The sequence below is a fragment of the Kitasatospora sp. NPDC127121 genome, assembly GCF_042677305.1.
GTDB lineage: Bacteria > Actinomycetota > Actinomycetes > Streptomycetales > Streptomycetaceae > Kitasatospora.
On record NZ_JBHXTQ010000027.1, the window covers coordinates 61151 to 75100 of the forward strand.

Below are 13950 nucleotides of genomic sequence, written 5' to 3' on the forward strand. Positions count from 1 at the left end.
GCGGGTGGCCGGGGTGGTGGTGAGCGGCATCAGGTCGGCGGCCGGCAGGGCGCCGCGGACCTGCGCGAGCGGCTGCCGCCGGGGCTCCGGAGGGGGCGCCGGTGGGCTGACCGGTCCTCAGCGTAGAGGGATCGCGGCGGAAGGGGCATCTACGCCGCCGAGCCCGGCACCCTGCGCTTCGCCGACGCGATGATCGCCGCGCTCCTCGACGGCGGCCTGGACGAGCGCCGCGCGTCCTGGGTGTTCTGGACCATCCAGTACCTGACCCTCGGCCTGACCCAGGAGGAGCAGGCCCTGGCCGCCCAGTGCGGCGTGCACACCCTCGGCCCGGCCCTCGCCGGCGGCGGCTACCCGGCGCTCGGCCGGGTCGTCCCGGATCTGGAGGATGCCGCCTTCACCGAGCGCTTCGAGTTCGGCCTCTCCCGGATCCTCTCCCCGTCCGGCCCCACCGCCCCCTGAATTCCCAACAGCCGCCCCCTCGTTGCCCCGGCCGCTCCACACGCCCCCCCTCGGGACCGCCTTTACCGGTGCTCGGCGAGCGGCGGGTGGGGCGGCCGATCGGCTCTGTGACAGCAGGTATTCCGCCGACCGGCGGCGATTTTCGGCCCTCCTCCCACATCGGGCGATCCCGGCCGCGCCGCCCCGCCGGATCGGCCCCCGCCGCTCCCCGGCCCGGGAACCCGCTGGGCAGGCGCGAGATCACCGTTTGTGAGGCTTGCCTAACCTGTGCCCCGCTGCGACCGGAGGGCGCTGTCCGCTTCGAGGTGTTGGCCGGATCGGGCGACATGCGGACTTCTTGACAGGCGGGAGCCCATACGCCGAAGCTCATCGCAGTTGGCGAATTTCTCACCGAACTCCCGCTCCGCTTCGGCCTCTTCGCGAGGCGTTTTTCTCAGCAGTGGCTTCGTCATGAGGGAAAGTGAGATCCGCTTGACGTTCGTGACCGCGGAAACCCGCGCGGAACCGGCCCGCCCGGTGAAAGCGAGAAACCGGGACAGTGGGGTTCCGGACCACGGGCGGATGTACGGGCGGATGTACGGGCGGGCCGATGTCGAATTCCGCACTGCAGTGCGGGAATTCGGGTTGCCCGACCGCGCCGCCCCGGCGCGCCCCGTCCCGGCGTGCCCCGCGCACGTGACCGCACCTCCTCCGGCGACGGCCTGATCCGGAGGGCCCCGCCCGGTGCGGACGACCGCGCCGGGCCGCCCGCCCCTGCCCGTCCGGGACCGACCCGTCGCCGCCGCACCACCGCCTCCGTACCACCGTGTCCGTACCACCGCACGGAAGGAACAGCCATGTCGCAGAACACCTGGGACAAGGAACCGCGCCCCGCCAGGCTGGAGGAACGCCTGGACGACGGCGTGGTCCGATGTCATCTCAGCCCCCGGAACTGCCGGATCCGCCCCGGCCAGCACGGATTCTGCATGGTCCGGGCCAACCGGGACGGCCGCCTGGTGACCCTGAACTACGGGCGCTCGGTCCACGCCACCGAGGAGACCATCGAGACCGAGGCGGTGTTCCACTACGCGCCCGGCGCCCGGATCCTCTCGATGGGGAACGTCGGCTGCATGCTCAACTGCGACTACTGCCACAACTGGAAGACGTCGCAGGCGCGCCACGTGGAGGACAAGGACGTCTACCACTACACGCCCGAGGAGGTCGTGGACATCGCCGTCCGGCACGGCGTGAAGGTGATCTCCTGGACCTACAACGACCCGGTGGTGTGGCACGAGTTCGTCGTGGAGACGGCCGCCCTCGCCAAGGCGGCGGGAATCGTCAACCTCTACAAGTCCGCGTTCTTCATCAGCGGCGAGGCGATCGAGGAACTGATCCCGGTGATCGACATCTTCTCGGTGTCGATCAAGTCCCTGGACCCGAAGTACTACCGGAAGATCACCAAGGGCTGGCTGGAACCGGTCCTGGAGGGCACCGAGCAGGTGTTCCGGGCCGGGAAGCACGTCGAGGTCTCCACGCTGATGGTCACCGACCTCAGCGACGACGAGGCGACCGCCCGGGACATGGCGAGGTTCGTCGGCGAGCGGCTCAGTCCCGACGTGCCCACGCACTTCGTGCGCTTCCACCCGGACTACAAGATGACCAACACCATCCGCACCCCCGTCGACCGGCTGGAACGGGCCCGCAAGGTCGCCATGGACATGGGGCTCAACCACGTCTACCTGGGGAACGTGTACGACACGGAGTCGACCAACACCTGGTGCCACCGGTGCGGGCAGCTCCAGATCACCCGCTACGGCCTGAACGCCGACCTGGTCGGCCTGGACGCGGCCGGCGCCTGCATCGGCTGCGGCGCCCGCTCGCCGATCGTCCTGCTGCCCGACGCCCGCCCGCGCGCCCGGGTGCCGGAACTCCCCGCCGCCGAGGGCCTGGACCTGGCCCGCTTCGACTGGCACGGCGACGTCCGCGCCCTGCACGTCCAGGTGCGCAACACCTCCGCCGCGCCGGTGCGGGCCTACCACCGCCGCTACGGCGACCCGGCCGCCGACCAGGGCTGGCAGGTCATCGACCTGGCCCCGCAGGAGAGCTTCCGGTACATCGCGGCCAAGAGCACGGCGGGCGAGGTCGGCGTCCAGGTGGCCGTACCGCCGCAGTGCACCTCCAGCCTCCACCAGGTCTTCGACCGCGCGCACTTCCCGACCGTGGAGGCCTCCGCCGGAACGCTGAACGAGGACGTCTCGCCGCTGCCGCTCTTCCAGCCCCGCGCCAGGTCATGACCGGGCCCGCGAGCACGACGGAGCAGGCGGGTCCGATGCGGCACGGGACCGACTACCGCGTCCTGCCGTTCAGCGACGACCTGTCGGCCGTCCTCATCACCGGCAGCCACCGGCTGCTGCTCGCCCCGGCGGACACCGCCGAGCGGCTGGCCTCCGGCGTCGACCACCTGCGGCTGGACGAGCGGCGGGCGTGGGAGCGGCTGCAGGCCGGCGCCGCCACCGGCCGGGAGGCCAACCGCATCCGGCTCCGGGAGAGCGCGCTCTCCGACGGCGCCGACTTCGCGGTCAACGTCAACCTGACGAACGTGTGCAACCTCGCCTGCACGTACTGCTTCGCCGAGGGCGGGGACTACGGCCGGATCACCGAGGCGATGGGCGAGCACTCGATCGCCTGGATCTTCGACTTCATCCACCGCTACGCCGCGCCCGGGCAGCGGGTCCGCTTCGAGTTCTTCGGCGGGGAGCCGCTGGCGAACTTCACGGTGATCCGCAAGATCTGCGAACGCGCCCGCGACCTCACCGGGCGCTCGGGCCCCGAGTTCGTCCACCGGATCTCGACCAACCTCACCCTGATGCCCCAGGGCGTCGAGGAGTTGTTCCGCGACCACCGGTTCATCGTCTCGGTCTCGATCGACGGCGGCCGCGAGGTCCAGGACGCCAACCGCCCGTCCAAGAACGGGAAGGGCTCCTACGACCGGATCATCCGCAACCTGTTCCGGCTGCGCGAGGCGTGCGGCGACGACGTCACCCTGGTGGCCCGGATGACCATCGCGACGGCGCAGCCCAGCCTCACCGAGAGCGTGCTCGACCTGTGGGGGCTCGACCTCTTCGACTACTTCCAGATCTATCCGGGCGTCTACCCGGTGGAGCAGGGCACGACGGTGCCGATCGCCCTCACGCTGGGGGACCGGAAGCTGTCCGAGCCGAAGGGCATCCAGTACATCAACCACTTCCTCCAGCCCGGCATCGTCGAGCAGTTCAAGGACTTCCTGGTCCACTACCCGCGGCTGTTCGCCCCCGACAACCGGTTCAAGGGCGTGCTGGAGTACGAGCGCGCCGTGCAGATGGTCACCGAGGGCGCGGCGGCGCTGGCGTTCTGCTCGGGCGGGCGGACGTACTACACGCACTCCCCGGACGGCAGCGTCAGCCCCTGCCACCGCCTGGTCGGCGACCAGGGCTTCGACGTGGGCACCGGGGCCGAGGGCCTCACCCGGGACCACCCCGAGTGGCGGCGCACCGTCGACGAGCACCGGGTGTGCGGGTCCTGCTGGGCCCGCTACCTGTGCGGCGGGGGCTGCCGGCAGGAGAACCACGTGGCCTCGGGCGACGTGAACGTCCTCAACACCGAGTCCTGCCAGTACCAGTTGATGCTCGCGGAGGAGGTCGTCAAGATGTTGGCCCGCTCCGCCGCCGACTACCGCGAGCGGTCGCGGGCGCGCTACGACGACCTCTTCGTCTCGTGCGGGCGCCCGGTGGTCCCCAACGACCGGCCCGCCCTCGACGCGGCCGCCGACGTCCGCCCGTTCCAGGTCCTCTGCTGACGGCCTCCGCCCCCGGACCCGTCCACCACCACGCCAGGCCGGCCCCGACGAAGGAGTGACAGCAGATGGCCGAGAAGATCATCCGACGGAACATCCACACGTACCCGTTCAAATACCGGCACCACGAGTACGACGAGTACTTCCGCCCCGAGAACGCGGTGCTCTACCTGCACGTCCCGTTCTGCATCACCAAGTGCGGATTCTGCGACTACACCGTCTACATCAACCGGAACGAGCAGCACTTCGCCCAGTACGTCGACGTGCTCGAACGCGAGATCCGCGCCTTCGCCGCCAATCGGGCCTTCCCCGCGTTCCGGGTCGACGCGGTGTATTTCGGCGGCGGTACGCCGGGCATCCTCACCGGCGACCAGACGGCCCGGCTGCTGGACGCCTGCCGGGAATCGTTCGAATTCAACGAGGGCGCGGAGATCGGCCTGGAATTCGACCCCTCGACGGTCGACGAGGCCAAGATCGCGCGGATGCGGGAGGCCGGATTCACCCGGCTCAGCGTCGGGGTCCAGGCATTCGACGACCGGCTGCTGGAGATCTGCAACCGCTCGCACGACCTGGCCACCGCCGAACGCGCCTTCCGCACCGTCGTCGACGGCGGTTTCACGCACACCAACATCGACCTGATCTTTCCGCTGCCCGGCCAGTCCGTGGACGACTGGAAGCGCAGCGTCGACCGGGCCATCGAACTCGAACCGGCCTGTATCACGGCCTACGGCCTGGAGATCTGGCCCAAGACGGCGTTCCACTCGCTCATCACGTCCGGGAAGATGGCGCTCCCCTCGGCGCAGGACGAGCGCCGGATGTACGAGTACGCCATCGACGCGCTGGAGGCGGCGGGCTTCGCCCGGCGCAGCTCGACGGGGTACTACCACCCCGACCGCTGCGCCGACTACTCGCGCTTCCTGGAGTACTACTGGCGGACCTGGCCGATGATCGGATTCGGCGTCTCGTCGAAGAGCGTGATCCACGACCGGCTGTTCGTCAATGTCAAGCCGCTCAAGAAGTACTACGAGATGGTCGGAAGTGGTCAAATTCCGCTGGATTTCGCCACGTACCTCACCAAGGAACAGGAAATGCGCCGCGTCATGATCCGCGGCCTCAAGATGTGCGAGGTCAACCGGCCGGACTTCCACGACCGGTTCGGCGTCACCATGGAGGCCGTCTTCGGGGCGGAGATCGAGCAGCTCATCGACAAGGGCTGGCTGGAGGAACGGGGCACGGACGTGTATGCGCTGACCAGGCTCGGTCAGTTGTTGTCGACCAATGTGTACGAGCTGTTCTACGCGCCGGAAGATCTCAGTCCCGCCGAAGGGGATGAGGTACGGTTCGGCATATCGGAGCTCGTCGAGTGACCTGATCGGCGGGTGTTGTGACGAGGGGCAGAGCGAATTGTCGCGCACGTGCTCGCACCAGGCCTTCCGCCGGGCCTTCCGCCGGGCCTTGAGCCGGGACCTGAGCCGGGACTTTCACCGGGACTTTCACCGGGACTTTCACCGGGACTTTCATCGGACCGGAATGATCGCGGTGACCTGCGGGGGACCGCGGTGAACATCCTCCCCGCGTGGTTCGCCGGGCTCAGCCTCGGCTTCCTGGTCGCCCTGCCCCTCGGCCCCATCGGCCTGCTGTGCGTGCGCAGCGTCCTGCGCGACGGCTTCCCGACCGGCTGGGCGATCGGCCTGGGCGCGGCCCTGGTGGACATCGCCTACGCCGGCCTGGGCCTCGCCGGGGTCGGCAGGCTGCTGGACGTCCCCGCGCTGCGGACGGCCCTGGGGCTGGCCGGGGCTGCCGTGCTGGTGTACATCGGCGCGCGCTCGCTGCGCTCCGCCTTCCGGGTCCAGACGGCCGCGGAGGACGAGCGCAACCCCGAAGTGGTCCGCCCGCTGGCGGCGTTCCGCACCGCGCTGGCGGCCACCGCCTCCAACCCGGCGACGATCGGCTACTGGGCCGCCGCCTTCGCCGCGGCCACGGCGGCGAACGTCACCGGGACGCTGCCCGCCTCGGTGTCCATGCTGGTCGGCGTCGGCTGCGGCACGCTCCTGTGGTTCACCCTGCTGAGTACGGGCGTCGTGGTGTTCCGCCGGCGCTTCAGCGCCCGGCTGCTGAAGGGCGTCGACCTGGTCGCCGGGATCGGGGTCATCCTCTTCGGCGGCTTCCTGGCCTACCAGTCGCTCGCCTGAACCGGCCGCGGTGACGGCGTCGGGCGGCGGCTGACCGAGGCCCTGCATCGAACTCCCAGCTGTGTGACGGGAGTTCGGTGGCGGGGCCCCGGCTTCCGAACAGCCCGGTGTCCGCGCCGCTGCCCGCCTCCGCGCCTCTGGGGGCGGCAACGGGCCGGACGCCCGTCCCCCTGGAGGAACCCATGGCGTCGCACCGTCCCCCTGGCGTCGATCCGAACGGAAAACCTTGGCGGCTGGGCGAGTTACTGCCCAGGGCGCTGGTGTACCTGGCCGGCTGCGTGGTCTTCTCGACCGGTGCCCACTTCTTCATCCAGTCCGATCTGGGCACCGACCCGCTCGACGTCTTCTCGCTGGGCGTGCTCAAGCACCTGCCGCTCACCATCGGCCTGTGCCAGGCGGCCGTCGCGGTGGTGTGCATCGGGGCGTGGGCGGCGTGGAACCGCAAACGCCCGGTGGTCTCGCCCTTCGTGACCTTCTTCCTGTGCGGCAGCCTGATCGACCTCTTCCAATGGCTGCGGCCGGCGGCCTGGTTGGGGCTGAGCAGCTACCCGCTGATGCTGCTCGGCGCGCTGCTGTGCGCCTACGCCTCGGCGCTGATCATCATGAGCGGCTTCGGCATCCGGGCCATCGACCTGCTGGCGATCACCATCCGGCACCGCTGGACCTGGCCGTTCTGGTGCGCGAAGGGGCTGATCGAAGGAGTGCTGCTGCTCTGCGGCTGGCTGCTGGGGGGCCCGGTGGGCATCGGTACGGTGGCCTTCCTGGTCTTCGTGGACCTGCTCATCGAGCCCTTCGTCCGGTTCAACCGGCGCTTCCTCGACATCCCGGACCACGGCTTCGCGGTCGCCCTGGCCGTGCCCTGACCGGTGCCGGTCCGGCCGGCCCTGGTGGTCGCCGGCGACGGCCGGTGGCGGGGCGGTTGCCGGAGTACCGTGGAAGGGGTCGAGACACCGCCGCCGTCGGCGGTTGCCGCAGGTGTCCTCGACCCGGTGGTGCGACGTGGGGACCGGAGGCGCCGGTGGCGCGAGAGAGCACGCCCGCGGTCGACGACTCCCGGCAGAGCCCGGTCGGAGCCGTCGGCAAGGTGACGGTGCCCATTCCGGCGGGCGGCCCGGGCGAGGTCCTGGTCGCCCTCCGGGGTGGTTCGGAGGTGTTCGCGGCCTGGTGCTCGGAGCCGGTCGGCCGGGACGTCCGGGTGGTCGTGGTGGACGCGATCTCGGCCCGCTCGGTGATCGTCGAGCTGTTGCCGCCCTAAGTAGAGCTGTTGCCGCCCTCATCGCGGTTTCGGATCCCAGCTGGTCAGGTGGTCGGTCATGTTCTTCTGGCACGTTCCCGCACCCAACGAGGCGATGCTCATCTCCGGGTCCAAGCACCAGGCGCAGGACACCCAGTTCCGCATCGTCACCGGGCACGGCAGCCTCGTCCTGCCGGTCAAGCAGAAGGTCCGCATGCTCTCCCTGGCCCTGCGGGAGGCGGAGATCGCCGAGGACTGCGTGACCCAGCAGGGGATCCGGCTCACCGTGCGCGCGGTCTGCGTGTTCAAGGTCGGCGACGACGCCGTGTCGATCGCCAACGCGGCCCGCCGCTTCCTCTCGGAACAGGACCAGATGGAGGAGCTCGTCGGCCGGATCTTCGCCGGCCACCTGCGCTCGATCATCGGCGGGCTGACCGTCGAGCAGATCATCCGGGAGCGCAGCCGGGTCGCCCAGGAGGTGATGGCGGGCAGCCACGGCGAGATGGAGAAGCTCGGCATCGTGGTCGACGCGCTGCAGATCCAGGAGATCGAGGACTCGACCGGGTACATCGACAACCTGGCCGCGCCGCACGTGGCGGCGGTCGCCAGTCAGGCCCGGATCGCCCAGGCCAAGGCGGACCAGGAGGCCGCCGAGCGGGAGCAGCAGGCGGCCGCGCTGAAGGCCGAGTACGAGCGCGACACCGCGATCAAACGGGCCGGGTTCCTCGCCGAGACCGAGCAGTCCAGGGCCCGGGCCGCCCAGGCCGGGCCGCTCGCCGAGGCCCGGGCCTCCCAGGACGTCATCGAGGAGCAGACCGCGCTCGCCCAGCGCCGGGCCGCGCTGGCCGCCCAGCAGCTGGAGGCCGACGTGCGGCGCCCGGCGGACGCCGAGGCCTACCGGCAGCGGACGCTGGCCGAGGCCGCCCGCGACCGGGTGAAGTTCGAGGCGGACGGCAGCGCCTACAGCGAGCGGGCGCTCGCCCAGGCGCAGGCGGACGCCAACACCGCCCGGGCCGACTCCCTGCGCGGCGGCAACCAGGAGCTCATCGCGGCCAACCGGATCGTGGAGAACCTGCCGGCCCTCGCCGACGCGGCGGCCCGGGGCATGTCCGGAGCCGAACTCACCGTCCTCAACGGCAGCGACGGGGTCAACCAGATGGCGGCGGGCATCGTCAGCCAGGGCCTCGCCATCCTGCACTCGCTCCAGCACTCGACCGGCCCGTTCGGCGACGGCAAGTCCAAGCCCCGCTTCCCGGAACGGACTTGAGGCACCCGGGGGCCCGCGGGCCGAGGCGTCAACGGGCGGCGACGAGGCCGTCCACCAGGGCCCGCAGGCCGTCCAGGTAGGTGTCGTCGGTGGTCAGCGCGGCCCAGCGGTCCGCGACCTGGGCGAGGCGGGGGAGTTCGTCCGGGTCGAGGCCGGCGAACACCTGCTCCCGGTACGTGGCGCGCTCGTCGTCCGCGCGCCGCCGGGCCGCCGCCGCCCGGACCACCAGCTCGCCGGCGGTGTAGTACCAGATCGTCCGGTACCCCTGTACGGCCCGCTCCGGCGTGAGGCCGCACGCGGTGAGGCCGTCGACGATCTGCTCGACGAACCACAGCGCGGACGCGGACATCAGGTCGTCGGCGGTCAGCACCTCGACGATCCAGGGGCAGTCGGCCAGGGCCTCGTGGATCGCGGCGGCGGACCGGACGACGCGGTCGCGCGGGTCGGCGGGTAGTTCGGGCCGGCGCAGTGTCCGTGCCGCGTGGTCGTCCAGCAGCAGGACGAGCAGTTCCTCCTTGTCGCGCACGTGGTGGTAGAGCGCCATCGGCGTGCTGCCGACCTCGGAGGCGAGGCGGCGCATGGTCAGCCGGTCCGCGCCCTCCTCGGTCACGATCCGGCGGGCCGCCTCGACGAGCTGCTCACGGGAGATGCGGGGCGGTCGGCCCGAGGTCCTGCGCGGTGCGGTCGGCATGGGTCCATTCTTCCCCAGAGGTCGACAGCGGCGATGGTGTGGGGTTAGTTTTCTTACGCGTATAGAAATTGCTGACCGGAAGGAACACCGCCATGACGCCCACCGCCGTCGACCTGTTCGCCTCGGCCCTGCACTTCCACTCCGATGGCGAAGTCCGAGCCGCCGAGCGGCAGATGGCCGGCGGCGCGCCGGGCACCTGGCACCTCGGCGCCTTCCACGTGGAGACCGACGCCGACGTCCACGCCGACCACTGGGAGATGCACCCGGAGGCCGACGAGGCGGTGTGCTGCCTCACCGGCGGCGCGCGGCTCTACCTCCGACCCGCGGGCGGGGACGCGGACGGGGGCGGCGACGGCGCGGGGGGCGGTGTCGACGAGCTGGTGCCGCTGCCCGCCGGCAGCGCCGTGGTCGTCCCCCGGGGCCGCTGGCACCGCCTCGAACTCGACGGCCCCAGCGACCTGATGTCGCTCACCCTGCGCCACGGCACCCGGCTCGAAAAGCGCACCGACGCCCCCTGACCGCAGGCGCCCCGGGCGGCTTTCTCAGCGGCGGCCGGTCAGGACTCCCCGCTCCACGACCGCCAGAGCGCCGCGTACGCCCCGCCGGCGGCGACCAGCTCGTCGTGGGTGCCCAGCTCGACGATGCGGCCCGCCGCCATGACGGCGACCCGGTCCGCGTCGTGCGCGGTCTGGAGCCGGTGGGCGATGGAGATGACCGTGCGGTCGGAGCGCACGGCCGCCATCGCCCGCTCCGCCTGCCGGGCCGTGGTCGGGTCGAGCAGGGACGTCGCCTCGTCCAGGATCAGGGTGTGCGGATCGGCCAGCTGGACCCGGGCCAGGGTGAGCTGCTGGGCCTGCGCGGCGCCGAGTTCGGTTCCGCCGGTGCCCAGGAGCGAGTCCAGCCCGTCCGGGAGGTCGCGCACCCAGTCCGCCTCCACCAGGGCGAGCGCGGCCAGCACCGCCGCGTCCTCGGCGTCCGGGGCGGCCAGCGTCATGTTCTCCCGGAGCGTCCCCATGAACACGTGGTGCTGCTGGGTGATGAGCACGACGCGGTTGCCCAGCTCGCCCGCCGCGGCGAGGTCCGCGACCGGCACGCCGCCGACCAGGATCCGCCCCGCGTCCGGGGCGTCGACGCCGGCGAGCAGCTTGCCGAGGGTCGACTTGCCGGCGCCGGACGGGCCGACCACGGCCAGCCGCTCGCCCGGCCGGACCACCAGGTCGACGTCCGTCAGCACGTCGTGCGAGCCGGTGTAGGCGTACCGCACGCCGACGGCCTCGATCCGGTCGTCGGCGGGGCGCAGTCCGGTGGCCGGCGGCTCCTGCGACACCAGGCCGACGCCCTTGATGCGGGCGAACGAGGCACCGCTGCGCTGCAGTTGCTCGACCCAGTTGAGCGCCCGGTCCAGCGGGTCGACGAGCTGCCACATGTAGAGGCCGCCCGCCACCACCGCGCCCAGCGTCACCGAGCCGTGGAGGTGGCCGAGGCCGCCCACCAGCAGGACGAGCGCCATCGGCAGCGCGTGCGCGAACTCGGTGACCGGGAACAGTACGGTCCGCAGGAACAGGGTGCGCACCCCGGCCCGGTAGGCGGTGTCGACGGCCCGGTCGACCACGCCGTCCTGGCGCGCCCCGACCCCGTACGCCTCGATGGTCCGGGCGCCGTGGGCAGTGGAGTCGAGGACCTCGGTGACCCCGCCCGCCGCGGCCCCCTCGGCGAGGTAGGCCTCCCGGGCCCGGGACAGGTACCAGCGGCTCACCGCCCAGACGATCGGCAGGCCCACCAGGGCGCAGAGCCCGATCAGCGGGTCGAGCAGGAAGGTCGCGGTGAGGATGACCAGCACCTGGACGACGGCGATGAAGACGTCCGGGGCCGCGTTGCGCAGGGTGGCGGCCACGGTGCCCACGTCCAGCGAGGAGCGGGTCACCAGGTCGCCGGCGCCGACCCGTTCCGCGTACCGCCCGGGCAGTGCGAGCGTCCGGTCGACGACCTCCTCGCGGAGCCGGGCCAGGGCGCGTTCGCCGAACCGGTGGGAGAGGTAGCGGGCGTAGCGGGTGAGCACCAGCTGGGCGAGGGCGAACCCCAGGACCGCCGCGGCGAAGCCGTCCACCTGGCCGACCGTCAGCTCGCCGTTCTCGACCCGGGTGACGATGCGGCCCAGCAGCCACGGCCCGGCGACGCCCGCGAGGGCGGCGAGGCAGGTGAGGGCGACGATCGCGCCCATCGCCCGGCCGTCGTCCGCCAGCAGGCGCCAACTGGCCCGGCGCACCGTCGCGGTGTCGGCGACCGGGAGGCGGTGGGGGGCGTCGGGGGTGTCGGGGTTGCTCATCGGACCATGCCTTCCTCGGCGTCCGCAGGGGCGCTCGCCGGGTGGTCGTCGCTGCCGCCGCGGAACACCAGCGCCGCGTAGCCGGGGTCGCGGGCGAGCAGCTCGCCGTGGGTGCCGGTGGCCCGGACCTTGCCGTCCACCAGGTGGACCACCTCGTCGGCGCGGCCGAGCACCAGGGGGGAGGTGCTGACGACCAGGGTGGTCCGGCCGCCGCGCACGGCGCCGATCCGGGCCGCCACGGCCGCCTCGGTGAGCGCGTCCAGCGCCGAGGTGGGCTCGACCAGCAGCAGCACCTCGGGATCGGCCAGCAGCGCGCGGGCCAGTCGCAGCCGCTGGCGCTGCCCGCCCGAGACGTTGCCGGCGCGGTCGTCGAGCGGCGCGTCCAGGCCGCCCGGCAGGGCGTCGACGATGTCCTCGGCCGCGGCGGCGTGCAGGGCGCGCCGCAGCTCCTCCTCGGTGCGGTCGCCGCGGATCGACACCGCGGAGCGGAGCGTGCCGCCGAACACGTACGCGTCGTCGTCCGACACCAGGATGTGGCGCCGTAGTTCGGCGGGCACCCAGTCGGAGAGCCTGGTGTCGCCCCAGGTGGCGTCCGAGTCGGTGTAGCCGCCCAGCCGCTCGACGACGGTCCGGGCCTCCTCGGGCCGGGCGGCGGCCAGCGCGGTGAGCCGCCCGGGCCGCAGCAGCAGGCCGGAGTCGGGATCGCTCAGCCCCGCCGGGGCCTCCGGCGGGGTCGTCAGTGTCCGGCTGCGCGTCGAATCCGGCCGCAGCGCCAGGATGTCGATGACCCGGCGGGCGGAGACCAGCCCGCGCGGCAGGTCGTCCGCGCCCTCGACGAAGGCGGAGACGGGCACCAGCAGGGCCGCCACGTAGCCGTAGACGGAGACCAGTTCACCGACCGTGATCGAACCGGCGGCCGCCATCCGGGCGCTGAGCCAGGTCACCACGGCCAGGAAGACCACCGGCAGGCAGGCGCCGAGCGCCTGCACCCAACTGGTGAACGAGGCCACCCGGTAGCCGAGCGGGACGAGGGCCTGCGAGCGCTCCCGGTAGCGCCGGGCGAACATCGGCTTGCCGCCGATGCCGTTCAGCACGCCCAGCCCGGCGACCAGGTCGCCGGCCAGGGCCGTCAGCGACCCCTGCTGCTCGCGGTAGCCGCCCTCGGCGCCGTGCAGCTTCCCCAGCAACGGGCCGACGGTGAGGGCCAGTAGCGGCACCCCGAGGAGGATCACCGCCGCGAGCACGACGGAGATCCGGACCAGCAGGACGGCGGTGGCGAGGTAGGCGATGACCGCGCCGACCCCGGGCCCGGTGATGGTCAGCGTCTGCGCGATCCGGCCGATGTCGCCGGCCTGGAGATGGGTCAGCTCACCGGCCGACACCTGGCGCGGCAGCGTCGTCCCCAGCCGGTTGACGTGCCGGGTGATGACCTGGACGGTGCGGTACGCGGCGTCCGCCCGGACGAAGGTCATGGTGCGGTGCCGCAGGATCCCGAGGACGGCGATGAGCGCGCCGACCACGAGGACGGCCGACACCCAGAAGACCAGCGCGCCGCTGTCGCGGGCCCGGAGGCCCTCGTCGATCGTCCTGGACATCAGGTAGGGCGGCAGCATCAGGGCGCACATCCACAGGCTGCCCCAGGTCGAGCCGAGCAGGACGCGGCCGCGTTGCCTGCGCACCAGCCACCAGAGGAAGCGCAGCGGACTCCGGTGGTCCGGCAGCCCGGGATCACGGTAGGGGACCCGGCGCGCACCCCCGGGCAGGTCCGGTCCGTCGCCGGTCATCCCGCCTGCCCCCGGGCAGGCCCCCGAGCTATGAACTGGTCCAGGATCCGTTGACGTCTCATTCCCGGAGTCTGGCAGACCGCCCCGCCACGGAACTGACGCACCCCCAGGTCGGGCCGGCGGGGGCCGCGGAGCCCGGCTGACCCGGGGGTGACGCGGTGGGGGCGGTCGGTTCCGGCGGCCGCC

12 protein-coding genes are annotated in these 13950 nt (G+C 72.3%); 9 read left to right on the plus strand and 3 right to left on the minus strand.

Features of this window, described 5'->3' with window-relative positions; genetic code table 11:
- Positions 1–171: 171 nt before the first annotated feature.
- The 8 genes from ACFVHI_RS16195 to ACFVHI_RS16230 all read left to right on the plus strand — a co-directional run bounded on the left by ACFVHI_RS16195 (position 172) and on the right by ACFVHI_RS16230 (position 8963).
- Positions 172–459 (plus strand): TetR/AcrR family transcriptional regulator C-terminal domain-containing protein, encoded by a 288-nt coding sequence (locus ACFVHI_RS16195; protein ID WP_380339695.1) that lies wholly within the window; start codon positions 172–174, stop codon positions 457–459.
- A gap of 836 nt (positions 460–1295) precedes the next feature.
- Positions 1296–2732 (plus strand): AmmeMemoRadiSam system radical SAM enzyme, encoded by a 1437-nt coding sequence (amrS, locus tag ACFVHI_RS16200; RefSeq protein WP_063346372.1) that lies wholly within the window; start codon positions 1296–1298, stop codon positions 2730–2732.
- A 35-nt stretch (positions 2733–2767) separates the two neighbouring features.
- Complete coding sequence (locus ACFVHI_RS16205; RefSeq protein ID WP_380339640.1) at positions 2768–4273, plus strand: radical SAM protein; 1506 nt, start codon at positions 2768–2770, stop codon at positions 4271–4273.
- Positions 4274–4338: 65 nt separating this feature from the next.
- A complete protein-coding gene (locus ACFVHI_RS16210; RefSeq protein WP_380339643.1) occupies positions 4339–5637 on the plus strand; it encodes a coproporphyrinogen-III oxidase family protein in 1299 nt (432 codons plus the stop codon).
- A gap of 192 nt (positions 5638–5829) precedes the next feature.
- Positions 5830–6462: a LysE/ArgO family amino acid transporter gene (locus ACFVHI_RS16215; protein ID WP_380339646.1), complete on the plus strand. Its 633-nt coding sequence runs from the start codon at positions 5830–5832 to the stop codon at positions 6460–6462.
- Positions 6463–6644: 182 nt separating this feature from the next.
- Positions 6645–7325 carry a YitT family protein gene (locus tag ACFVHI_RS16220; protein WP_208869047.1) on the plus strand — a complete coding sequence of 227 codons (681 nt, stop codon included), beginning with the start codon at positions 6645–6647 and terminating at the stop codon, positions 7323–7325.
- Between the two features lie 155 nt (positions 7326–7480).
- Complete coding sequence (locus ACFVHI_RS16225; protein ID WP_063346368.1) at positions 7481–7717, plus strand: hypothetical protein; 237 nt, start codon at positions 7481–7483, stop codon at positions 7715–7717.
- 58 nt (positions 7718–7775) lie between these two features.
- Positions 7776–8963 (plus strand): flotillin family protein, encoded by a 1188-nt coding sequence (locus ACFVHI_RS16230; RefSeq protein WP_063346367.1) that lies wholly within the window; start codon positions 7776–7778, stop codon positions 8961–8963.
- Positions 8964–8991: 28 nt separating this feature from the next.
- Here the strand turns inward: ACFVHI_RS16230 and ACFVHI_RS16235 are convergent, their stop codons facing one another.
- Positions 8992–9654, minus strand: a complete 663-nt coding sequence (locus tag ACFVHI_RS16235; protein ID WP_380339649.1) for a TetR/AcrR family transcriptional regulator — start codon at positions 9652–9654, stop codon at positions 8992–8994.
- A 92-nt stretch (positions 9655–9746) separates the two neighbouring features.
- Between ACFVHI_RS16235 and ACFVHI_RS16240 the strand changes: the two genes are divergently transcribed.
- Positions 9747–10172, plus strand: coding sequence for a cupin domain-containing protein (locus ACFVHI_RS16240; RefSeq protein ID WP_380339652.1), 426 nt, complete (start codon positions 9747–9749; stop codon positions 10170–10172).
- A gap of 38 nt (positions 10173–10210) precedes the next feature.
- On the opposite strand, the gene ACFVHI_RS16245 is transcribed toward ACFVHI_RS16240, so the two are convergent.
- The gene (locus ACFVHI_RS16245) at positions 10211–11980 is read right to left on the minus strand and encodes an ABC transporter ATP-binding protein (protein ID WP_380339655.1); all 1770 of its coding nucleotides are present in this window, start codon (positions 11978–11980) and stop codon (positions 10211–10213) included.
- Entirely contained in the window at positions 11977–13764 is a 1788-nt protein-coding gene (locus ACFVHI_RS16250) for an ABC transporter transmembrane domain-containing protein (RefSeq protein WP_380339658.1), read from the minus strand. The genes ACFVHI_RS16245 and ACFVHI_RS16250 overlap by 4 nt, the downstream gene beginning before the upstream one ends.
- Positions 13765–13950: the final 186 nt, after the last annotated feature.